Origin of the sequence: Mesorhizobium sp. 1B3, assembly GCF_050958605.1 — a bacterium.
Taxonomy (GTDB): Bacteria; Pseudomonadota; Alphaproteobacteria; order Rhizobiales; family Rhizobiaceae.
In genome coordinates this window covers 269,684-291,335 of sequence record NZ_JBJHDO010000001.1, presented here as the reverse complement: position 1 = coordinate 291,335, position 21,652 = coordinate 269,684, and the positions used below count along the sequence as shown (strand labels likewise).

Here is a 21,652-nt window from a genome sequence, read left to right as displayed (position 1 = left end):
CTGGATCATTAGAACCAGGTTCATTTCCGGTCATCGAGATCCTCAGCGAGTCGGCTTTGAAGCAGCGTCATGACGGCTGCTTCCTCCGGCTTGAGGCCAGCCAGATCTTGGCGTAGTTCTGCCTCGACCTCGTCCTTGATTTCGAAGAGCAGTGATCCGCTGAGATAGCAGTTCAGGATTTCCGGATGGACATAGCACTTACGGCAGATCGTAGGCGTATTGCCGAGGCGCGATGACACCCGCTCAATGGCTGAGCGCACGTTCTTTTTCGCCCGGGCCTGGCTATCGAAAGCTTCGAATTCACTGAGTGCCAAGGCTGCCAAAACGGTGCCGGCCCAGGTTCGGAAATCCTTTGCCGTGAAGTCTTTCCCGGTGATCTCTCTCAGATAGTTGTTGATGTCCGACGAGGTGACGTCCCGCTGCTGACCGTCCTCATCGATGTACTGGAGAAGCTCCTGTCCCGGCAGGTCTTGGCAGGCTTTCACAATCTTGGCGACGCGGCGGTCCTTTACTTGCAGCCGCCAGGTTTTCCCGCTCTTTCCTTTGAACTGGAAGCGAAGCTCCGCACCGTCGATTTTCACGTGGGGGTCTTTGAGTGTGGTCAGGCCGTAGCTTTTATTCTGCTTGGCGTAGTCGTCGTTGCCGACACGGATGAGCGTTGTCTCGAGCAGGTGCACAGTGGTCGCCAGCACCTTTTCGCGCGGTAACCCGCGCAATGACATATGTTCGGAGACTTTAGCGCGGATGACTGGGAGCAGGCGCGCGAACTCCATAATGTGCTCAAACTTTACACTTTCGCGGACTTCCCGGAACTGCGGGTGGTATTTATATTGTTTTCGTTGCTTGGCGTCCCGACCTGTCGCCTGAATATGGCCATTGGCCTTTGGGCAAATCCACACGTCGGCCCAGGCGGGAGGGATCGCAAGCGCCCGGATACGCCTCAGCGTAGCCTCGTCTTTGACGGCGCTTCCGTCCGGTCTGAGGTAGCGGAAGCCCTTTCCCGACTTTCTGCGTCGAATCCCAGGCTTCTCATCGGAGACGTACAGCAGCCCGGCTGTTTCGGCAGCATCTCGGGGATCAACGATTGTTTGGACTGCAGTGTCGTTCCCGGGGAACATCGGCGTTGCCCACCTTCATCATCTCAAGCCCCAACCTTGTCAGCAGGCAGGGATAAGCTGCGTATCCAAGCAGGAATCTTGTTGGTCCCGGTGCCCTCACCGAAACGATACGCCGATCGAGGCGGCACAATCACCCTGTACGATCAGTTCACAAGCTACCGCTGTTTCGATCCGGCGCTCTTTCCGTCGGAACTCCTGGAGCGTTCCTCAAAGCGCTCAGGTCCTTTTGCGAGATCGCTGCCTTTGCGAGCCTCTGTCTTGCGTTCGTCCGCTTGTGCGCTCTTCCGGAGGCCCTCGCCTGACTCCTTGCCTTTGCTGGTTTCGCTGCTTTTTGTTTTCATTGTTGCTCCTCCGCAGATCGCGTATGCTCGCGCACAAACGTCCCGAAATCTGAAAATGTTCCACAACGTTGAGGTTGGAGTCTTGGCCGAGGCACTGGCCTCCGATTTCGGCCAAGCTGCCTCTCCGAAGTAGCGGGAGCTCTTCTTCCATGCTTGGCGTGTGTAAAGTCTAACCCGTTGCTCAAGCCGTCTGGTGCATCGAGCACAGAGTTCAGCACCCTGCGCAGCTTCCTGCCAAACTGATCACGTCGCTCCGGTTGCAGGCTCCTGGGACTGGTCCGAAACTTGTGCGCCGTCGAATGGTTCAGCGGCTCGGGGGACCATGTCGAGAACGACGGCGAGGGCTTCTGCGAGTGTTGTCACGCAGAAATCGGCGCGCGTTGCCTTAACGAGATCGCGCTGAGCAGCTTCTTCGGGCTCAAGGGACCAGAACCCCACCAGGATCAACGCGTTGGTCCGCCGCCGAACGCGCCGAACCAGATAGCGCGCATGTGCCAGCGAATCCGAATTCATGTAGGAAAGGCACACCAGTCGAACACCCTCCAGTTCGAGACTGGCGTAGTTTGTAAAGCTCATGGCCGTGAACGGAACGGTTCTGACACCAACGCCGCACCGCTCAAAGAGCTGGGCCAGAATGGCGGACGCTGCGTCATCGAGATTTCCGCGACCGCCGGCCGAGAGAATTGGTCGTTCTCGCCAGTCGGGGCCTGGCTCGATCCTGGGTGGGAGTTGGTTCGCACGCAATTCAGCGGCATCGGTGCGTTGGGCGTCCTCAGGGTCTAGCTCTTCGTAGTCCGATAAATTATCGACCAGGGTCAGCGCACCCGCCGCCACGAGAGCACGCTGCTCGTCGTCCAGGACGCCTCGTGCACGATCATGTTCCACCAGCGCAAGTGCCGGAATGGCAACTTCATCAAAATAACTCAGCAGCGTGTCCTCCTCCAGGAACTCCTCGGCACGCTCAGTAGCCTCGTCGGGATCACCCGCGAGAAGTCGCTGATAAAGGCTTTCCTGCGGTGTAAGGACCGGCTCGCTTCCGAGAAGCACGTCAAGAAACGAAAATTGCGGCACGTGCCGCCCGAGCACGACGAGGCAGACGGTAAGCGGCGTCGACAGAAGAAGTCCGACTGGTCCCCATAGCCATGTCCAGAAGATCGCGGCCGCAATGATGGCGACCGGGGAGAGACCGGTGCTGGAACCATAGAGCCATGGCTCGACAATATTGTTGCTGAGCAACTCCAAAACGATGAACAGTGCCGCGGTCCACAGGAGCATGGTCCAGCCGGGATCGACGGCAATGGACAAGGCGAGCGGAAATATGGCCGCGATGACCGGACCAACATAGGGGACAAAACGCAGGACCATGGCCAGCATCCCCCAAAGCAGAGGATTGGGTATACCGATCAGCCAAAGGCCGATACCGACGGGAATCCCATAGGTAGCGTTCACGACAACCTGCATCAGAAGGTATTTCGCGACTCGCTGTCCTGCCTCGCCGAGCGCCTGCGTCGTTCGATGCAGATCACCGCCGCCAACAAGGCGAATGAACCGATCGCGCAGGTCCTCGCGTTGGAGAAGCATGAACACCACGAAGACAATGACGATGCCACCGGTGGCCAGCGGTTCGATCAGGGGTCCGATCACGCTCTGCAGCAGCTGCAGCGGTTTGGGATCGGGTTGCTGAATCTGGACTGGAATAGGCTGCGGTCGCACATCTTTCTGCTCGCCGGGCGTCGGCCCGCTCGTCGCCGTGGTCTCGGCCGGGCGTTCCAACTCGTTGCTTAGCTCCCGCAGGACCTTCGAAGCGCGCTCGAAGAGGCCGCCTTCCGTCGCACTCGAACGCAGAGACCTGATCTTCTCCTCGATGGTCGACTGATATCGCGGCAGGTTTTCGCCGAGTTGCGTGACCTGTCCGGCGATCAATGCGCCAAATGCAGAAATGCTCAAGAACGCCAGAACCACCACGGTTATGACGGCGGGGGCACGTGGCAATCCGTGTCGGCGCAACCAGGAAACGACCGGTGCCAAGGCAAAACTCAGAAGCACCGCCAGCGCCAAGGGCACGAAGATATCGCGCCCGAAATAGAGGGCGGCAACGACAACCACCAATACGGCAAGGCGTTCCAATCCGGCCCCCCTTTGTGCAGCCAGGAAGTCACGACCCGTAACGGGATCTTTTCGAAGCGGAAAGGTACCTGTCCTTTGCGACTTATCCGAACCGGGTAATTCGCTCCCCACCATAGGCGTTCCATCGATTGAAAGGGCTACCTGAGCTCCCGCCAAACCACGCCGCAACCCGGTCAGAAATTGTCACCGGCGCTGGCCATTACCCGGTGTCCAATAACAGTAGGGCCAAATTCATATATTCCAAGCTTCTAAACTGCGGGCGACATTGAAATTTGCTTGTCAGCACGCTCACCACGTTCATCGGCGATGGGATGGAGGATCGCCCGGTAGCGTTTCTCATCGCCATCATCCCTCCGCCGCTAGCTGACCCCATTGGCTCCTGAAGCCGAGCACCTAGGATCAGACGCCTGGGACGTACGTTACCCCCGACTGATCTCTCAATGCTGGAACTCAGAACCTCGCCCCCCATCTTAAGAGGCTATTCCGTGTTCTTGCTCTCGATAGTGTCGAGCACAGTGTCGGGGGCAACATCCCGTTTGATCTCCTCGAGCTCATGTTGCACCTCCGTCTGGACATCCATCTTGTGAGCAATGGCCGAGACCAGCTCTGTCAGCTTGGTGATTTCGTGCTCCGCCAACAAACTTATTTGAAGGTCTAGGTCGGCGCGCTTGTCGGCAGCCGCAGCCATGCGGTTTTGAGTGATGAGGACGAAGGTCGACAGAAAGATTGCCTCAACGGACGCGACCATCGCAAGAACGACAAAGGATTCGTCCCACGCCGGAATGCCCGGAATCCAGTGCAGATTGGCCGCAATCCAGATCCCGAAGGCAATCAGATGCAAGTACACAAACGTCATGCTGCCGGTGAAACGGGCGATGGCGTCGGCTGCCTGCTCCTGCCAGGAGGCGGCTTGTGCCTCCCTTTTACGACGCTCGTACAGTGCTTCGATGTTTCGCTCCAGGACAGGTGTCAGTCCTTCGGGTGGTGGTGGTGGGTAGGTAGGACTGCTGCCGGGGGAGGAGACATCAGTTCTTCGCTGTTGAGCCATTCGCATCCTCGCAATCCGCCGTGCCGGTCAACAGTTGCGAATGCCCTTAGTATCAAACACGCGACTTGGGCGGTCCCGTCTTCGGCTTGGTCGAGCGACAAGGGGTAAACCCTTCGAAAACCCAACCGGAAACGGGCCTTCCTGTTCCAGGCGGACGTACCCCGCTCGAGAAGCGCTTGCACCGGTACGACAGTGAACGGGTGGTCGGGAAGGAGATGCCGCGATGCTCGGGACGAATGGAAGGAAACGTTTCCTGCCGGGACCTCACCGATTGATCTGCGTCCCAATGAGTCGTGAAGTGGCCGCCAAGCGCTTTCGCCCGGAACCTACTTCCAGTTTGTTCAGTTTATGAACGATCCAACGGGAGCCTTCACACATGGAACGAGTGTTTACGGCCGCGGCGAATGCCGTCGCCCGAGCGGCGGGAAAGCCTCTGACCTTCGCGGCTTGTTGCAGCCTTATCGGTCTATGGCTGGTTTCCGGGCCCGTGATGGGTTTTTCCGGGACCTGGCAGCTCCTCATCAACACAGCAACTACAATCATCACTTTCCTGATGGTCTTCCTTATCCAGAACACGCAAAACCGAGACGGTGCCGCCGTCCAGGCTAAACTTGACGAGCTGATCCGAGTTTCGGATGGGCGAAACCGATTCATCGGGATCGAGCATTTGCCGGAGAGCGAAGTAGAACGCTTCCGGCAGCTCTGCGAGAAGGTTTTGAAGAATGAGGAGAACTGCCCGATCGACATTTCGCAAAACGCATACCTGGCGATGGAACGGAAGTCGTCCGCTGCAGTTGGAAGGCGGTCCGTCACACCCAAGGGGAAAAATCAATGGCCGCGAAAGCCGAAAAGAAACTGGAAGACCTTTTTCATGAAACTCTTCGCGATATCTACTATGCCGAGCGAAAGCTGCTGAAGGCGTTGCCGAAGATGGCACGAGGCGCGGAGTCGCCTGACGTCGCCGCAGCCTTCAAAAAGCACCAGGACGAGACCGAAGAGCATGTACAGCGTCTCCAGCAGGTCTTCGAGATTTTTGGGAAGCGGGCACAGGGTAAAACCTGCCCCGCGATCGACGGTATCGTCGAGGAAGGCGAAGAGATCATGGAGGACTTCAAGTCCTCGCCTGCACTGGATGCGGGCCTCATCGCCGCTGCGCAAGCAGCCGAACATTATGAGATCACCCGATACGGCACACTGAAGCGCTGGGCTCAGGAGCTCGGCATGGCAGACGCCGTCAAGCTCCTCGACGAGACCCTTGCGGAGGAAAAGAAAACCGACGAGACGCTCACGCAATTGGCCGAAACCGCTGCCAATCAAAAAGCGAAAGCGGCCTAACAGCCGCAAGGCGGGGCATGATCGAGTGCCCCGCTCCTCGAACGAAGCAAGCGACAGAGCCTCCTCGCCGTGCCCCGATATCGCTTCGAATTTGCTGGCAACATCGAGCAAGGGGCGACCGAGGTCGACCTGCCCGATGCCAAGGCCGCACGGCGGGATGCAGTGCAGGCGGCTCGCGAGGCGTTGATAGACGGCTACATCGCGTCACCAACGGAAAAATCAACGCGCCAATGGATTGTCCGCGTATATGACGAAGCCGGGTCGTTGGTCGTCACGGTTGCATTCGCGGATCTGGAACATCCTGAAGGCTCGGGAGACGAGCAATGAAGTCGGCCTTGGCGATGATTGCCTTCGCGGCAGCGGCCGGGTTTATCCTGATGATGACCATTGGGCCCAAGAGCGGTTACGAGCTCGCATCTGCCACTTGGTTCGGGCAGGGGCGGTAACGTAAGCAAGAACCTCAGAGGTAAGACCGCCGTCGCTCCGCTGGATAAGCTTCTCCCTTAGTGGAGCCTCCCTCAAGCGCACGCCGACAGCGACCATTTATCTTACAGACTGAGCTTTTCGAGCGACGCTGAAAAATGAACGATCAAGCCGTCTGGAAGCCACTCACGAGAGAGGTCAGCATCCAACTGAATGGTGGTTCCTCGGGCGATGCGACTGCCGAAGCCCTCTCGCTCAGGCTCGCCATCTATCTTGGGCCCACCGTCTTCCAGCCAGTGGAGCTCCACCTTCTCCCCATCGACAGACCAGCGCACGCTGATCGATCCGGTCGGAGTGGATAGCGCCCCATATTTCGCAGAGTTGGTAGCGAGCTCATGAAGAAGAAGAGCCATGCCTGTCATGGCCTGTTTCCCGATATGCACGCTGGGCCCACCAATGGCGATGCGCGCCTTCTCGCTTTGAGAGCTTTGGAAGGGGGCGATGATGGCGCTGAGCAATTCCTCCAAGGACGTACCGGTATTCGTGCCTACTGCTCCATGCGCCAGATCAGGAAGGGTCAGTTCGTGAGCCCGTGCCAGAGCCATTAGACGGCCCTGGAGGGCCCGCACCATATCGTCCTGACTCGCCTGCGAGCGGGCACTAAGGGACACAATGCCGCTGGCGAGCGTGAACAGATTCTTGACCCGGTGGTTCATCTCCCTGAGAAGCAGCTCTCGCTGCTCTTGCGCGCGTTTGCGTTCCGTTATGTCACGAGCAATCTTGGATGCTCCGATCACTCTTCCGCCGGCATCCCTGATCGGAGACACTGTAAGTGAGACATCGAAGAGGCTTCCGTCCTTGCGCCGACGTACGGTCTCATAGCTTTCGACCCGAATCCCTCGCCGGATACGCTCTATGATACTTACTTCTTCTTCCAGTCGGTCTTCCGGAAACAGTATCGTGACCGGCATCCCGACCAACTCAGCTGCCGTATAGCCGAACAGCTGCTCCGCGGCGCGATTGACGCTGATGATCTTGCCATCCAAACCCTTGCTGATGATGGCATCCTGGGACGACTCCACAATGGCGGCCAATCGCGCGTCCAATTCCTGGCTGTGTTTGACCTCTGTGAGGTCCACCAACATGTTGACTGCGCCGATGAGTTTTCCCGACTTGTCGAATATGGGGGTAGGATAGGGCATGAACGGGACGCGGCTGCCGTCAGGACGCTCTGCAACAGCCTCAACTCCTCTGACAGGTCGTCTTTCCTTCAGCGCTATGGCCATTGGGCATTCGTCGTGCGGAAGCGGCGTGCCATCGGGCCAATAGAGCCTCCACGTCACGCACCAGATGTCGGTGCCCAACTGCGGAACTCGACCGGAGAACTCAACGCAAGCCTTGTTGAACAGCGTAATTCGTCCCTCGGCATCGGTGGTGTAAACTGCGGCAGGCAGATCATCGATCACCGCACGCAGCCAATCTTGAGTCTGGCGGAGCTCCGCCGTTGCCGAGACCCAAGCCAATAGGTCCACAGCTTGGCCCGCATCGAGCGGCTTCTTGCCATCCAGAATGATGTCCTCGGAGCATGACAAGGTTCCGTGGCCGTTCGCGGGCCCTTTCGATTGCAGGCAGCTGATAGCGCCAATGATCTGGCCCAGGTCATCCTTCAGAGCGTCGATATTGGCGAGTGCAAGGACACGTGACCCGTCAGGGCGTTCGATCACAACTTCTTGGCCATCCGGCGAGATGCCGGTTCGCAGCGCAACTGCCATTGGACATTCGTCATGGGGAAGTGGCGTGCCGTCCGGGAAATAGAGCCGAAACGATCCGCAGAATCGCTGCGTCGGATCGCCCAACTGCGGCCACTGCCCCCAAAGTTCCGCTGCGCGCCGGTTATAGCGAATGATCAAGCCGTTGGCATCGCAGACGTATGCGGCTGCCGGAAGAAGGTCGAAGAGCCATTCTGGTTGGTCAATCGCAGCTTGAGTCGTCCTTCTGTCGAAGGCACCGGCCTTGGCTATCTCTATAGAAGCGTCGCTCATCGGTACTCCCGAAGGGTGGTCATCCCGTCAGTGAACGGGTCACAAGCAAACATTTATAAGTAGCGTCTCTTGATACAAATGCCAGTCCAGAAGTGTACCCGCGGTTGGGAAGTCGGTCCTGACGAACACCGCAGACGTGGGCCTAACTTTTGGCCACGCGCGGATTGGAAAGACATACCTACGACCGCAGGACACGTGGTCGCAGCCCCGCATAAGCAGGATCTGATGCACGGTGTTGTCGAACCCGGCGCAGGCCGGCAGGCTGGCAAGCGGGCTCGGGAGGCGCCTCGGCAGGCTTACACGCGGCGCTCCAGCCTCAAAAATCCATCCCTCCTCCCGGCATCGGGGGCGTCGGGGCTTCCTTCTTCGGCTTGTCGGCGATCATCGCCTCGGTGGTCACGAGCAGGCCTGCGACGGAGGCCGCATCCTCGAGGGACGCACGAACCACCTTGGCCGGGTCGATAACCCCTTGCGCAAAGAGATCGCCGAATTCTCCGGTCTGAGCATTCCAGCCATAGGAGAAGTCGTCTCGCTCACGCAGCTTGCCAATGATGATTGAGCCGTCGGCTCCGGAATTCTCGGCGATCTGGCGAGCCGGGGTTTCGATAGCGCGCCGCACGATCTCGATGCCCACACGCTGATCCGCATTGGCGCCGTTCAGCCCATCCAGTACCTTGGCGGTTCTTAGCAAGGCAACGCCGCCGCCGGGCAGGACGCCCTCCTCGACAGCCGCGCGGGTGGCGTGCAGCGCATCATCGACACGGTCCTTCTTCTCCTTGACCTCGACCTCGGTCGAGCCGCCGACCCGGATCACCGCGACGCCGCCGGCCAGCTTCGCCAGCCGCTCCTGCAACTTCTCACGGTCGTAGTCCGACGTGGTCTCCTCGATCTGCGCCTTGATCTGCGCGATGCGGCTCTGGATCTCCTCCTTGCGGCCGGCGCCGTCCACAATGGTCGTCGTCTCCTTCTCCACTTCGATTTTCTTGGCGCGGCCCAACATCTGAAGGGTGACGTTCTCGAGCTTGATGCCGAGATCCTCCGAGATCGCCGTGCCGCCGGTCAGGATGGCGATATCTTCCAACATGGCCTTGCGGCGGTCGCCGAAGCCCGGCGCCTTGACCGCCGCCACCTTCAGCCCGCCGCGCAGCTTGTTGACCACCAGCGTCGCCAGCGCCTCGCCCTCGACGTCCTCGGCGATGATCAGCAGCGGCTTGCCCGATTGCACCACCGCCTCCAGCACCGGCAGCATGGCCTGCAGATTGGACAGCTTCTTCTCGTGGATCAGCACATAGGGCTCGTCCAACTCGACCCGCATCTTGTCCTGATTGGTGATGAAATAGGGGCTGAGATAGCCGCGATCGAACTGCATGCCCTCGACCACTTCGAGCTCGGTCTCGGCGGTCTTGGCTTCCTCGACGGTGATGACGCCCTCGTTGCCGACCTTCTGCATGGCCTCGGCCAGGAAGCGGCCGATCTCGGTGTCGCCATTGGCCGAGATGGTGCCGACCTGGGCGATCTCGTCGTTCCGGGTGACCTTCCGAGCGTTATGCTTCAATTCTTCGACGATGGCACTGACGGCAAGATCGATACCGCGCTTCAGATCCATCGGGTTCATGCCGGCGGCGACGGCCTTGGCGCCTTCCCGAACGATCGCGTGAGCAAGCACCGTGGCAGTGGTCGTTCCGTCGCCGGCCACGTCGCTCGTCCTGGACGCGACCTCACGCACCATCTGGGCGCCCATATTCTCGAACTTGTCCTGGAGCTCGATTTCCTTGGCCACGGTGACGCCGTCCTTGGTCACACGCGGGGCACCGAACGACTTCTCCAGCACTACGTTGCGGCCCTTCGGACCCAGCGTGACGCGCACCGCATTGGCCAGGATCTCGACGCCCTGCAACATCTTGTCACGGGCGTCGGAATGGAAAAGCACTTCCTTGGCAGCCATCGTCCATCTCCTTCAAACAAATCCGCTCGGCGGCAAACACTCGCCTCCCGATACGGGCATCGGCCCATCGGACAGGAACAGGCGGAGGAACGGAACGTCCCCTCGTCCTCCTTCGAGCGGGTTCCTGGAGAGGACCGGCAGGCCAGCCGATCTCGGGCAACTCCATGAGCCACCGATTGAAATCTGGTTTGTGGAGGAGAGCTTTCAAGAGGATGCCCGAAGTTTTTTCGGGCATCCTCATCCGACTGATTTGGAAGGCTTATCGCCGGGCGCGCCGAGCGTCGATCAAGTCGTCAGTGATTGTCCCGCGGCACGCCTTTGCCCTGCTGGGAAACGCGCTGGTATTTCACAGCAGGCTTGAGGACCATGCCCTCGGATAGCTGGTCGACCATGCCGCGCTGGATCTCCTGCCACGGAGTTTGGTGAGCCGGATAACGATACCCTCCGCTCTTGTCGAGTTCGGCGCGTCGGCGCTGCAGTTCCTCGTCGCTGGCCAGGATGTCGGCGCGCCCCTTCCGCAGGTCGATGCGAACGCGATCGCCATCCCTCAGGATGGCCAATCCGCCTCCGGCCGCGGCTTCGGGCGAGGCATTGAGAATGGAAGGGCTGCCAGACGTGCCGGACTGCCGCCCGTCGCCGACGCAGGGAAGTTCCGTGATGCCCTTCTTGATCAGAGCCGCCGGCGGCTGCATGTTCACGACTTCCGCGGCGCCGGGATAACCGATGGCGCCCGTCCCGCGGATGAACAGGATCGTGTTCTCGTCGATGCCGAGTGAGGGATCTTCTATGCGGCTGTGATAATCCTCGCGGCCGTCGAAAACCACGGCCTTGCCTTCGAACGCATCGGGATCGGCGGGGTTCGACAGATAACGCTCCCGGAAGGCCTTGGAGATCACGCTGGTCTTCATGATCGCGGAATCGAAAAGGTTCCCCTTCAGGTTGATGAAGCCGGCATCGGCCTTCAACGGTTCCGCCGCGGAGAATATGACGTCACGGTTTTCGGTCGGCGTATCGCGGCAATTTTCCCCGATGGACCGCCCGTTGACCGTCAGCGCGTCGGGGTGCGGCAGGAGGTCCGCCTTCATGAGTTCACTCACCACGGAGGGCACACCGCCGGCCCGGAAGAAATCTTCGCCAAGATAGGCCCCCGCCGGCTGCATGTTGACCAGGAGCGGAATCCTGTGGCCGAGGCGTTCCCAATCGTCGTTGTCGAGCGAAACGCCGAGATGACGGGCCACCGCATTCAAATGGATCGGCGCATTGGTCGAGCCGCCGATTGCCGAGTTCACAACAACGGCGTTTTCGAAGGCTTCGCGCGTCATGATGTCGGAAGGGCGGATGTCCTCTTCCACCATCTCCACGATTCGACGGCCGGTATCGTAGGCCATCTGGCCGCGTTCGCGGTACGGCGCCGGAATAGCGGCGGATCCGGGAAGCTGCATTCCGAGCGCCTCGGCCAGCGAATTCATGGTCGAAGCCGTACCCATGGTGTTGCAATAGCCGACCGAGGGGGCCGAGGCCGTCACGGCGGCCATGAACTGCTCCTCGTCGATCTCGCCTGCCGCAAGACGTTCGCGGGACTTCCAGACCACGGTACCGGAGCCGGCGCGTTCACCATGGTACCAGCCATTCAGCATCGGCCCGACGGAGAAAGCGATCGCCGGTAGGTTCACGGTGGCAGCAGCCATCAGCAGCGCCGGGGTCGTCTTGTCGCATCCGATGGTCAGCACGACCCCATCCAGCGGATAGCCGTAGAGCACTTCGACCAGCGAGAGATAGGCAAGATTGCGGTCGAGCGACGCCGTCGGGCGTTTGCCTGTCTCCTGGATCGGATGGCATGGAAACTCGAACGCAACGCCGCCGGCGGCTTCGATACCGGAACGGATGCGCTTGGCCAATTCGACATGGTGGCGGTTGCAGGGCGAAAGATCGGAGCCGGTCTGCGCTATGCCGATGATGGGCTTTCCCGACTGGAGCTCGGCCCGGGTAAGTCCGTAATTCAAATAACGCTCTATGTAGAGGGCCGTCATCTCGGGATCGTCCGGGTTGTCGAACCACTCCTGCGAGCGCAGCTTCTTTTCTTTTTTCAGAACCGACATTGAGCCCTCCACAATTGAGCATCGGACCCGATATCGGGAACTGGTTTCGGGAGATCCGGTGCGAAACAGGTGCTGGAACAGCCGCCTCTTTGATCGGTGGATTCGCCGCTCCAGCACCCGCATGGTTATGACAAGGGAAGTCCGGCCGCAAGCCTTCGAAGCTATTTGTCTGACAAATAGAGCCGGCCCCGTACCCGCACTTTGGTGCGATGGACAGCTAACTGCTTATCGGCTACGCCTTCGGGCATCGTGGAGAGGAGGATCGCATGGCGCTGGTGATCGAAGGCGAGGAAAAGATTGCTGCTCCAGTACAGAAGGTGTGGGAGGCGCTCAACGATCCCGCCGTCCTGCAGGACTGCATCCCCGGCTGCCAGAGCCTGGAGAAGAAGTCGGATACGGAACTCGCCGCCACGGTGGTCCTCAAGATCGGCCCCATCAAGGCGACTTTCAACGGCGAGGTGACGCTGAAGAACCTCAACCCGCCGCACTCCTACACCATTGCCGGTGAAGGCAAGGGCGGCATTGCCGGTTTCGCCAAGGGCGGCGCCGACGTGACGCTGTCCGCCGACGGGCCCGAGAACACGGTGCTGAAATATGCCGCCAAGGCCGAGGTGGGCGGCAAGATCGCGCAGCTCGGCAGCCGGCTCATCACCTCGACCTCGAAGAAACTCGCCGGGCAGTTCTTCTCAAGTTTCAACGAGCGCGTGAGCGGCACCTAGCGCGGGCTGCGCCCGCCGAAGACGGCCGGGCGTTTCTGCAGGAAGGCGGCAACGCCTTCCCGGTAGTCGTCCGAGCGGCCGGCTTCGCGCTGCAGTTCCCGCTCGACCCGCAACTGTTTTTCGAGCGTGTTGCCGGTGGCGGCGTGGATCGCTTTCTTTGTCAGCGCATAAGCGTGGGTCGGCCCCTTGGCAAAAGCTTCAGCCAGGGTCGTGGCTTCGTGCATGAGCTTGTCGTCTTCGACGGCGCGCCAGATAAGGCCCCAGGATGCCGCCTCCTCCGCGGCGAGCGGTGCCGCCGTAAGGGCTAGGGCCTTGGCCCGGGCTTCGCCGAGCCTCTGCGTCAGCCACCATGTGCCGCCGGCGTCCGGAATGAGACCGATTTTGGAAAATGCCTGGATGAAGGTCGCGGAGCGGGCGGCCAGGACGATATCGCAGGCAAGCGCAATGTTTGCGCCGGCTCCCGCCGCAACCCCGTTGACGGCGCAAATCACCGGCTTTTCCAAGCCGCGGATCTGGAGGACGAGAGGGTTGTAGTATACCTCGAGTGTCTCGCCAAGGTCCGGATTTTCGCCCATAAGCGTGGGATCGCGGTCGGCCAGATCCTGGCCGGCGCAAAAGCCGCGGCCAGCACCGGTCAAAACGACGGCACGGCAGCGATCGTCGGCGGCACAATCTTGGAGCGCGGTCCGCAACGCCAGATGCTGCGCTTCGTTGAAGGCGTTCAATCGTTCCGGGCGATTGAGCGTCAGGACCGCGTAACCCTCGCGACGCTCATGCTTGACGGCGGTTTCGGTCAAATTTCCCCTCCCGGAGTAGCAAGCATGATGCTGCATGCGCCTCCCGGCGCAAGCCTTTTTCCTTCTTCCCTAATGGCTACGCGCTCTTCGCTTTCACTCGAAGACGATCGCCGGACCGGCTGAAGCTGCGCCGCCACGCTCCTCCCTCAAGCGGTCCCAGACTTTCGCCGCGATTTCGCGATAGATCTTCGCCTCCGCTCCATCGGGTTTCGAGGCCACGACCGGGGCACCGGCATCCGACGTTTCGCGGATATCCATGACAAGCGGGACTTCGCCAAGGAAATGAACGCCGAGGCGCTCCGCTTCTCTGCGCGCGCCGCCATGACCGAAGATGTCGTAGCGCTTGCCGGTGTCGGGAGCGATGAAATAGCTCATGTTCTCGACGATGCCGAGCAGCGGCACGTCGACCTTCCTGAACATGTTGAGCCCTTTTCTGGCGTCTATGAGCGCAAGATCCTGCGGCGTGGAGACGATGATGGCCCCGGCAAGCGGCACCTGCTGGGCCATGGTCAGCTGCGCATCGCCGGTGCCAGGCGGCATGTCGACGACGAGCACGTCGAGATCACCCCATTCGACCTCGCGCAGCATCTGCGTCAGCGCCGACATCACCATCGGGCCGCGCCAGATCATCGGCGTCTCCTCGTCGACGAGAAAGCCCATCGACATCACCTTGAGCCCGAAATTCTCCATCGGCCTCAATGTCTTGCCGTCGGCCGTCTGCGGCCTGCCATGGATGTTGAGGAGCCGCGGCATGGACGGCCCGTAGATGTCGGCGTCGAGAACCCCGACCTTCAAACCGTTGGCTGAAAGGCCCAGCGCGATGTTCACCGCCGTCGTCGATTTGCCGACGCCGCCCTTGCCCGAAGCGACGGCAATGATCGCGGCAATGCCGGGCACGCCGCGCTTGCCGCGGCTTTCCGACGGTGGAGCGTGGGGGGTCGGCCGGGTCGCCGGCGCAGGACGAGGCTGCGGCTGCACCGCCGGACGCGGCGGTGCATTCTCCATCCCGCCGCCCTTCTTTTCAGCGGTCAGCGCTACCACGGCGCCCGTTACGCCGGGAATGGCCTTCACGACGCGCTCGGCGGCCGCGCGCAGCGGCTCCATCTCCTGTGCCCGCGCAGCCGGTACGGTGATCGAGAAGAACACCTTGCCGTCGGCTATGAAGATTTCCGACACCAGGCCGAGATCGACGATATTGCCGGTGAAGTCCGGACCATTCACCGTCTTCAGCCTTTCGATGACGGCTTGCTTGGTGACCGACATGATGCCTCGCCCAGTTCGTTTCGTGACTCCAGATAGTGCATTGTGTCGCCGGAACCAAGCACCGCTCGAGACGATCGGGACATGACAAGGTCATCGAGCATATTCGTCGCGGCAGGTCAGACTGACAGGGGCCAACTCCAATTGCGGCATGGCGTCGATCTTGATCGGTGATATCTATCGTGGCCGAGGCGCCTGCCTCCGTCGCAATGGTATGTAGGCTATTGCCTGGATCGTCGGTTTGGCCGACCTTGAATGCCGTCTCAATCGCAACCCGGCATCCATGATCGACAAGCTCGAATTTTTCATCGCTCTCGCCAAGGAAGAGCATTTCGGCCGTGCTGCCGAGCAGCTCGGCATCACTCAGCCCACCTTGTCGGCCGCCATCAAGCAACTGGAGGACCAACTCGGCGTGATGCTGGTGCGACGCGGTTCGCGTTTCCAGGGTCTGACGCCGGAAGGAGAGCAGGTGCTCGCCTGGGCGCGGCGTATTGTCGGAGATACCCGCGCCATGCGCGAGGAAATGCGCGCCGCCCGCAAGGGACTTTCCGGGCGCATCCGCATCGCAGCCATACCGACTGCCCTCGCCATGGTGGCGAAACTCACCACCCCATTTCGGGAGAAGCACCCGGGCGTGACGTTTTCCGTCCTGTCGCGCACCTCGATCGAAGTGCTCTCATTGCTCGGCAATTTCGACATCGACGCCGGCATCACCTATCTCGACAACGAGCCGCTGGGGCGCGTCACCAGCGTGCCGATCTATTCGGAGCGCTATCAGCTCATTACCGCGGCCGGCAATCCACACTCGGACAGCGCGTCCGTGACTTGGGCGGAGGTTAGCCGGCTGCCGCTCTGCCTCCTGACACCCGACATGCAGAACCGCCGGATTATCGACCAGCATCTCGCCGAAGCCGGAGTGAATGTTCGCCCGACGCTCGAATCCAATTCGATGATCGTGCTCTTCTCGCATATCCGGACCGGTAAGTGGTCGTCGATCATGCCGCTCAATCTCACGGAGACATTCGGTTTTTCGGAACCGATCCGGGCCATTCCGATCGTCAACCCCGATGCGAGCCACGTCGTGGGCCTGGTTGCGGCACGCCGCGAGCCGCATACGCCGCTGGTCTCGGCGCTTCTGGAAGAGGCAATGACGCTGGCAAACGATTTCGGGATACGCCGCTGAGTTGACCCTAAGGCAGGAGGAAATCAATAGAAAACTTCTATCGTTCCACGGAACTGGCTTATTGATCAGGCCCGTTTGCTTTGTTTTGTTAAGCACTTAGGTGCTCGTCAGGCGGCACCGTCTTCAGGGAGGGCGCTGCATGGGAATGCAGGTTGCAAGTACCGAGATCGAGACTCGCACCACCGCAGTCGTCGAGCAACTCAAAGGGCTGGAGGGTCCGTTGTTGCCGATCCTGCACGGCATCCAGGAAGAATTCGGCTACGTCCCCTCCGAGAGCCTGCCCGTCATCGCCTCGGCGCTCAATCTCTCCCGAGCCGAAGTGCACGGCGTCGTAAGCTTCTATCACGACTATCGCAGGCACCCCGCCGGGCGGCACGTCCTGAAGCTCTGTCGCGCCGAGGCCTGTCAGGCCGTCGGCGGAGATGCAATGGCCGACCGGCTGAAGCAGTTGCTCGGCATCGGCTTCCATGAGACGACCAACGACGGATCCGTGACCTTGGAGCCGGTCTATTGTCTTGGCCTTTGCGCCTGTGCCCCCTCGGCCATGCTCGATGGCGAGGTGATCGGCCGGCTCGATATGGGCAAGATCGAAGAGATCGTCGAGGCGGTCAGGGCATGACAACTACGATCTACATTCCACGCGATTCCGGCGCCCTCGCACTCGGTGCCGAAAAGGTGGCCCAAGCCGTCGAAAATGAACTCGCCGAACGCGGCCAGAAAGCGCGCATCGTCCGGACAGGGTCACGCGGTCTTTATTGGCTCGAGCCAATGATCGAAGTGCTGACGGAGACCGGCCGCATCGCCTATGGGCCAGTGCGCCCAGGAGACGTCAAATCGCTGTTCGACGCCGGTTTCCTGACGGGCGGCCAACACGAGCGCCGGCTCGGCGAGCCGGAAAACATACCGTTCCTTGCCCGACAGACACGGCTGACCTTTGCGCGGTGCGGGATCACCGATCCGCTGTCGCTCGACGACTATGCCGCCCATGGCGGCCTCGCCGGACTGAAGAAGGCAATTGCCATGGCCCCGACCGAGATCGTGGCTGAAGTCACGGATTCCGGCCTGCGTGGCCGTGGCGGCGCAGGCTTTCCGACCGGCATCAAATGGAAGACTGTTCTCGATACGGCCGCCGACCGCAAATATATCGTCTGCAATGCCGACGAAGGTGATTCCGGGACTTTCGCCGATCGCATGATCATGGAAGGCGATCCCTTCGTGCTCATCGAGGGCATGGCGATCGCCGGCATCGCCGTCGGCGCCACCAAGGGCTACATCTATATCCGCTCGGAATATCCGCATGCCGCGGCGGCGATGAATGCGGCAATCGCCATCGCCCGCAAGGCCGGCGTTCTCGGCGCGAAGGTCCTAGGCTCGTCCTATGCCTTCGACTTGGAAGTCAGGGTCGGCGCCGGCGCCTATGTCTGCGGCGAGGAAACATCGCTTCTCGAGAGCCTCGAAGGCAAGCGTGGCCTGGTGCGCGCCAAGCCGCCCCTCCCCGCGCATAAGGGCCTGTTCGGCAAACCGACCGTCATCAACAATGTGATCTCACTCGCCTCGGTGCCGATCATCCTCGCCAAGGGGGGCGCCTTCTACAAGGATTTCGGCATGGGCCGCTCGCGCGGCACCATTCCGATCCAGATCGCCGGCAACGTCAGACATGGCGGGCTATTCGAGGCGGCCTTCGGGCTGACGCTCGCAGAGATCGTCGACGATATCGGAGGCGGTACCCGGAGCGGCCGCCCGATCAAGGCGGTGCAGGTCGGCGGCCCGCTGGGCGCCTATTTTCCCCGTGCCTTGTTCGATACACCCTTCGACTACGAGGCCTTCGCGGCCAAGGACGGCCTCGTCGGCCATGCCGGCATCGTCGTCTTCGACGACACGGCTGATATGCTGAAGCAGGCGCGCTTCGCAATGGAATTCTGCGCGATCGAGAGCTGCGGCAAATGCACGCCTTGCCGACTCGGTTCCATCCGGGGCGTCGAGACTCTGGACAAGATCGCCCTCAATATCGAACCGGAGAAGCAGATCGAACTCGTCGCCGATCTTTGCGACACGATGAAGTTCGGATCCCTTTGCGCGCTGGGAGGCTTTGCGCCGTATCCGGTGATGAGCGCGATGACGCATTTTCCGGAAGACTTTCGCCCCTCGCCCATCGCCGAAGCCGCGGAATAGGAGCGGACAGCCATGAACGCCATGTTCGATACCAAGACGCTCGTCGAAGAAACCGACTACGGCACGCCGGCATCGAGGGCCGAAAAGACGGTGACGCTCGATATCGATGGCCGCGCGGTCACGGTCCCGGAGGGAACCTCGATCATGCGAGCGGCGATGGAGGCGGGCGTAGAGATCCCGAAGCTCTGCGCGACCGACATGCTCGACGCCTTCGGCTCCTGCCGCATCTGCCTCGTGGAAATCGAAGGCCGGGCAGGAACGCCGGCCTCCTGCACGACGCCGGTCGCTGAAGGATTGGTGGTGAAGACCCAGACCGACCGGCTGGACAAGATCCGGCGGGGCGTGATGGAGCTCTATATCTCCGACCATCCGCTTGGCCTGAACGACGACGGCGCCGCGCGCGAAGGCGGAGAGCTCAAGAAGATCGCCGACGCGGTGGGCCTCTCCGAAATCCGCTACGGTCTCCACGGCCGCAACCACGTCCGGGACGGCGGGCTCAATCCCGACTATGTGCCGAAGGACGAATCGAATCCTTATTTCACTTATGACGCCTCACAGTGCATCGTCTGCTCGCGCTGCGTGAGAGCGTGCGAGGAGGTCCAGGGCACCTTCGCGTTGACGATTACCGGACGCGGTTTCGAATCCCGCGTCGCGGCAGGCATGTCGGAGAATTTCATCGACTCCGAATGCGTGTCTTGCGGCGCCTGCGTTCAGGCCTGCCCGACGGATGCGCTGCGGGAAAAATCGATCTTGGAGATGGGAAGCCCCACCCATTCGGTCGTCACGACCTGCGCCTATTGCGGCGTCGGCTGTTCGTTCAAGGCGGAGATGCGCGGTGAAGAGGTCGTGCGCATGGTGCCCTACAAGGACGGCAAGGCCAATCGGGGACATTCCTGCGTCAAGGGCCGGTTCGCCTGGGGTTATACCACCCACAAGGACCGCATCCTCAACCCGATGATCCGGGAGAAGATCAGCGATCCCTGGCGGGAGGTCACCTGGGAGGAGGCGTTCCGCCATGTCGCCAACGAATTCCGTCGCCTCCAGTATCAATATGGGAGGGGCGCGATCGGCGGCATCACCTCGTCGCGCTGCACGAACGAAGAGACCTATCTCGTGCAGAAGCTGGTCCGGCAGGGTTTCGGCAACAACAATGTCGACACCTGCGCCCGCGTCTGCCACTCACCGACTGGCTATGGCCTGAAGGCGACCTTCGGCACCTCGGCCGGCACGCAGGATTTCGATTCGGTCGAACAGTCAGATGTCGTCGTGATCATCGGCGCGAACCCGACCGATGGCCACCCCGTTTTCGCGTCGCGCCTGAAGAAGCGGCTGCGTCAGGGCGCAAGACTGATCGTCATCGATCCGCGCCGTACCGATATCGTGCGATCCCCGCATGTCGAGGCGCAACATCACCTGCCGCTGAAGCCCGGCACCAATGTCGCCGTCCTGACCTCGCTCGCCCATGTTATCGTCACCGAAGGGCTCTTCGACGAGACGTTCATTCGCGAGCGTTGCGACTGGTCGGAATTCGAGGATTGGGCGGCCTTTGTGGCCGAGCCGCAGCACAGCCCGGAAGAGGTGGAGAAGGTCTCCGGCGTGCCGGCCGAGCTGATCCGCGACGCCGCGCGGCTCTATGCCACCGGCGGCAACGGGGCCATCTACTATGGCCTCGGGGTCACCGAGCACAGCCAAGGCTCGACCACCGTAATGGCCATCGCCAACCTTGCCATGCTGACAGGCAATATCGGCCGCCCGGGCGTCGGTGTGAACCCGCTGCGCGGCCAGAACAACGTGCAGGGGTCTTGCGACATGGGCTCCTTCCCGCATGAGTTGCCAGGCTACCGGCATATTTCAGACGACGCTACGCGGGCGATATATGACAGTCTCTGGGGCGTAACGCTCGATCCCGAGCCCGGCCTGCGGATCAACAACATGCTGGATGCCGCCGTCGATGGCAGCTTCATGGGCCTCTATGTCCAAGGTGAGGACATATTGCAGTCCGACCCCAACACGACGCATGTCGCGGCCGGCCTCGCGGCAATGGAATGCGTGGTGGTGCACGATCTCTTCCTGAACGAGACCGCGAACTACGCCCATGTCTTTCTGCCCGGCTCGACCTTCCTGGAAAAGAACGGCACCTTCACCAATGCCGAACGGCGCATCAACCTCGTGCGCAAGGTGATGGCGCCGAAGAACGGCTATGCCGATTGGGAAGTGACGCAGAGGCTCGCCCAGGCCATGGGGCTCGCCTGGAATTACCAGCATCCGTCCGAGATCATGGACGAGATCGCACAGACGACACCGAGCTTCGCGTCTGTTTCCTTCGAGCTTCTGGAGCGCGAAGGTTCGGTTCAATGGCCCTGCAACGAGAAGGCGCCGCTCGGCACGCCCGTCATGCATATCGGCGGCTTCGTTCGCGGCAAGGGCAAGTTCATCCGCACTGAATACATCGCAACCGACGAAAGGACCGGGCCGCGCTTCCCGTTGCTGCTGACCACCGGGCGGATCCTGTCCCAATACAATGTCGGCGCTCAGACCCGGCGCACGGAGAACGTCGTCTGGCACAAGGAAGACCGCCTGGAGATCCATCCGCACGACGCCGAGAACCGCGGCATCAAGGATGGCGACTGGGTGCGTCTCACCAGCCGGGCCGGTGAAACGACGCTCAGGGCGCTGATCACCGAACGGGTCGCGCCGGGAGTGGTCTACACAACGTTCCACCACCCGAACACGCAAGCCAATGTGATCACCACGGATTTCTCCGACTGGGCGACCAACTGCCCCGAATACAAGGTGACGGCGGTTCAGGTCGGCCTCTCCAACGGGCCGAGCGACTGGCAGGAGGAGTATGATGCGCTCGCACGACGCAGTCGCCGTATCGAGGGGCGGCTCGAGGCAGCGGAGTAACGATGGGTGCGATAGTGGGCGGCACCACCCCCCTCTGGCCTGCCGGCCATCTCCCCCTCAAGGGGGGAGATTGGCTGTCACGCATGTCTTCGCCCAGCGTCGAGAAGAAGCGCCGACACCAAAGCTGCCAATCTCC

17 protein-coding genes and 1 pseudogene are annotated in these 21,652 nt (G+C 61.2%); 9 read left to right on the top strand and 9 right to left on the bottom strand.

Annotated elements, in window-relative coordinates; all coding sequences use genetic code 11:
• Positions 1–20: 20 nt before the first annotated feature.
• The 4 genes from ACCO56_RS01345 to ACCO56_RS01330 form a co-directional block, all read right to left on the bottom strand.
• Complete coding sequence (locus ACCO56_RS01345; RefSeq protein WP_433636895.1) at positions 21–1,118, bottom strand: DNA topoisomerase IB; 1,098 nt, start codon at positions 1,116–1,118, stop codon at positions 21–23.
• A gap of 155 nt (positions 1,119–1,273) precedes the next feature.
• Positions 1,274–1,459: a hypothetical protein gene (locus ACCO56_RS01340; RefSeq protein WP_433636893.1), complete on the bottom strand. Its 186-nt coding sequence runs from the start codon at positions 1,457–1,459 to the stop codon at positions 1,274–1,276.
• 243 nt (positions 1,460–1,702) lie between these two features.
• Positions 1,703–3,586, bottom strand: a complete 1,884-nt coding sequence (locus ACCO56_RS01335) for an AI-2E family transporter (protein ID WP_433636892.1) — start codon at positions 3,584–3,586, stop codon at positions 1,703–1,705.
• Positions 3,587–4,064: 478 nt separating this feature from the next.
• Entirely contained in the window at positions 4,065–4,634 is a 570-nt protein-coding gene (locus ACCO56_RS01330; protein WP_433636891.1) for a DUF1003 domain-containing protein, read from the bottom strand.
• A gap of 376 nt (positions 4,635–5,010) precedes the next feature.
• Between ACCO56_RS01330 and ACCO56_RS01325 the strand changes: the two are divergent.
• The 4 genes and pseudogenes from ACCO56_RS01325 to ACCO56_RS01310 form a co-directional block, all read left to right on the top strand.
• Positions 5,011–5,364 (top strand): annotated as a pseudogene (locus ACCO56_RS01325) (low affinity iron permease family protein); the annotation flags it as partial.
• 101 nt (positions 5,365–5,465) lie between these two features.
• Complete coding sequence (locus tag ACCO56_RS01320) at positions 5,466–5,969, top strand: ferritin-like domain-containing protein (RefSeq protein WP_433636889.1); 504 nt, start codon at positions 5,466–5,468, stop codon at positions 5,967–5,969.
• A gap of 69 nt (positions 5,970–6,038) precedes the next feature.
• A complete protein-coding gene (locus ACCO56_RS01315) occupies positions 6,039–6,296 on the top strand; it encodes a DUF6894 family protein (protein WP_433636888.1) in 258 nt (85 codons plus the stop codon).
• Entirely contained in the window at positions 6,293–6,415 is a 123-nt protein-coding gene (locus ACCO56_RS01310) for a hypothetical protein (protein WP_433636886.1), read from the top strand. The genes ACCO56_RS01315 and ACCO56_RS01310 overlap by 4 nt, the downstream gene beginning before the upstream one ends.
• A 102-nt stretch (positions 6,416–6,517) precedes the next feature.
• Here the strand turns inward: ACCO56_RS01310 and ACCO56_RS01305 are convergent, their stop codons facing one another.
• The 3 genes from ACCO56_RS01305 to ACCO56_RS01295 all read right to left on the bottom strand — a co-directional run bounded on the left by ACCO56_RS01305 (position 6,518) and on the right by ACCO56_RS01295 (position 12,478).
• Positions 6,518–8,434: a PAS domain S-box protein gene (locus tag ACCO56_RS01305; protein ID WP_433636884.1), complete on the bottom strand. Its 1,917-nt coding sequence runs from the start codon at positions 8,432–8,434 to the stop codon at positions 6,518–6,520.
• Between the two features lie 316 nt (positions 8,435–8,750).
• Positions 8,751–10,379 carry a chaperonin GroEL gene (gene groL / locus ACCO56_RS01300; RefSeq protein ID WP_433636883.1) on the bottom strand — a complete coding sequence of 543 codons (1,629 nt, stop codon included), beginning with the start codon at positions 10,377–10,379 and terminating at the stop codon, positions 8,751–8,753.
• A 293-nt stretch (positions 10,380–10,672) separates the two neighbouring features.
• Positions 10,673–12,478, bottom strand: coding sequence for an IlvD/Edd family dehydratase (locus ACCO56_RS01295; RefSeq protein WP_433636882.1), 1,806 nt, complete (start codon positions 12,476–12,478; stop codon positions 10,673–10,675).
• A gap of 266 nt (positions 12,479–12,744) precedes the next feature.
• Here ACCO56_RS01295 and ACCO56_RS01290 point away from each other — a divergent pair, with 266 nt between their 5' ends.
• Positions 12,745–13,197: an SRPBCC family protein gene (locus ACCO56_RS01290; protein WP_433636881.1), complete on the top strand. Its 453-nt coding sequence runs from the start codon at positions 12,745–12,747 to the stop codon at positions 13,195–13,197.
• Here ACCO56_RS01290 and paaG read toward each other — a convergent pair.
• Both paaG and ACCO56_RS01280 read right to left on the bottom strand, forming a co-directional pair.
• Positions 13,194–13,994, bottom strand: a complete 801-nt coding sequence (paaG, locus tag ACCO56_RS01285; RefSeq protein WP_433636878.1) for a 2-(1,2-epoxy-1,2-dihydrophenyl)acetyl-CoA isomerase PaaG — start codon at positions 13,992–13,994, stop codon at positions 13,194–13,196. The genes ACCO56_RS01290 and paaG overlap by 4 nt on opposite strands.
• Positions 13,995–14,087: 93 nt before the next feature.
• Positions 14,088–15,257, bottom strand: a complete 1,170-nt coding sequence (locus ACCO56_RS01280; RefSeq protein ID WP_433636875.1) for a P-loop NTPase — start codon at positions 15,255–15,257, stop codon at positions 14,088–14,090.
• 280 nt (positions 15,258–15,537) lie between these two features.
• On the opposite strand from ACCO56_RS01280, the gene ACCO56_RS01275 reads away from it, so the two are divergent.
• The 4 genes from ACCO56_RS01275 to fdhF all read left to right on the top strand — a co-directional run bounded on the left by ACCO56_RS01275 (position 15,538) and on the right by fdhF (position 21,516).
• Positions 15,538–16,437: a LysR family transcriptional regulator gene (locus tag ACCO56_RS01275; protein WP_433638286.1), complete on the top strand. Its 900-nt coding sequence runs from the start codon at positions 15,538–15,540 to the stop codon at positions 16,435–16,437.
• 139 nt (positions 16,438–16,576) lie between these two features.
• Positions 16,577–17,056 (top strand): formate dehydrogenase subunit gamma, encoded by a 480-nt coding sequence (locus ACCO56_RS01270; RefSeq protein WP_433636873.1) that lies wholly within the window; start codon positions 16,577–16,579, stop codon positions 17,054–17,056.
• A complete protein-coding gene (locus ACCO56_RS01265; protein WP_433636871.1) occupies positions 17,053–18,609 on the top strand; it encodes a formate dehydrogenase beta subunit in 1,557 nt (518 codons plus the stop codon). The genes ACCO56_RS01270 and ACCO56_RS01265 overlap by 4 nt, the downstream gene beginning before the upstream one ends.
• Positions 18,610–18,630: 21 nt before the next feature.
• Complete coding sequence (gene fdhF / locus ACCO56_RS01260) at positions 18,631–21,516, top strand: formate dehydrogenase subunit alpha (protein WP_433638284.1); 2,886 nt, start codon at positions 18,631–18,633, stop codon at positions 21,514–21,516.
• The last annotated feature ends 136 nt before the right edge of the window (positions 21,517–21,652 follow it).

Coding starts and splice junctions, on each gene's coding strand:
- ACCO56_RS01320 (WP_433636889.1), top strand. CDS start 5,466: ATGGCCGCGAAAGCCGAAAAGAAACTGGAAGACCTTTTTCATGAAACT.
- ACCO56_RS01345 (WP_433636895.1), bottom strand. CDS start 1,118: ATGTTCCCCGGGAACGACACTGCAGTCCAAACAATCGTTGATCCCCGA.
- ACCO56_RS01270 (WP_433636873.1), top strand. CDS start 16,577: ATGGGAATGCAGGTTGCAAGTACCGAGATCGAGACTCGCACCACCGCA.
- ACCO56_RS01305 (WP_433636884.1), bottom strand. CDS start 8,434: ATGAGCGACGCTTCTATAGAGATAGCCAAGGCCGGTGCCTTCGACAGA.
- ACCO56_RS01330 (WP_433636891.1), bottom strand. CDS start 4,634: ATGGCTCAACAGCGAAGAACTGATGTCTCCTCCCCCGGCAGCAGTCCT.
- ACCO56_RS01310 (WP_433636886.1), top strand. CDS start 6,293: ATGAAGTCGGCCTTGGCGATGATTGCCTTCGCGGCAGCGGCCGGGTTT.
- fdhF (WP_433638284.1), top strand. CDS start 18,631: ATGTTCGATACCAAGACGCTCGTCGAAGAAACCGACTACGGCACGCCG.
- ACCO56_RS01275 (WP_433638286.1), top strand. CDS start 15,538: ATGATCGACAAGCTCGAATTTTTCATCGCTCTCGCCAAGGAAGAGCAT.
- groL (WP_433636883.1), bottom strand. CDS start 10,379: ATGGCTGCCAAGGAAGTGCTTTTCCATTCCGACGCCCGTGACAAGATG.
- ACCO56_RS01280 (WP_433636875.1), bottom strand. CDS start 15,257: ATGTCGGTCACCAAGCAAGCCGTCATCGAAAGGCTGAAGACGGTGAAT.
- ACCO56_RS01265 (WP_433636871.1), top strand. CDS start 17,053: ATGACAACTACGATCTACATTCCACGCGATTCCGGCGCCCTCGCACTC.
- ACCO56_RS01290 (WP_433636881.1), top strand. CDS start 12,745: ATGGCGCTGGTGATCGAAGGCGAGGAAAAGATTGCTGCTCCAGTACAG.
- ACCO56_RS01340 (WP_433636893.1), bottom strand. CDS start 1,459: ATGAAAACAAAAAGCAGCGAAACCAGCAAAGGCAAGGAGTCAGGCGAG.
- ACCO56_RS01295 (WP_433636882.1), bottom strand. CDS start 12,478: ATGTCGGTTCTGAAAAAAGAAAAGAAGCTGCGCTCGCAGGAGTGGTTC.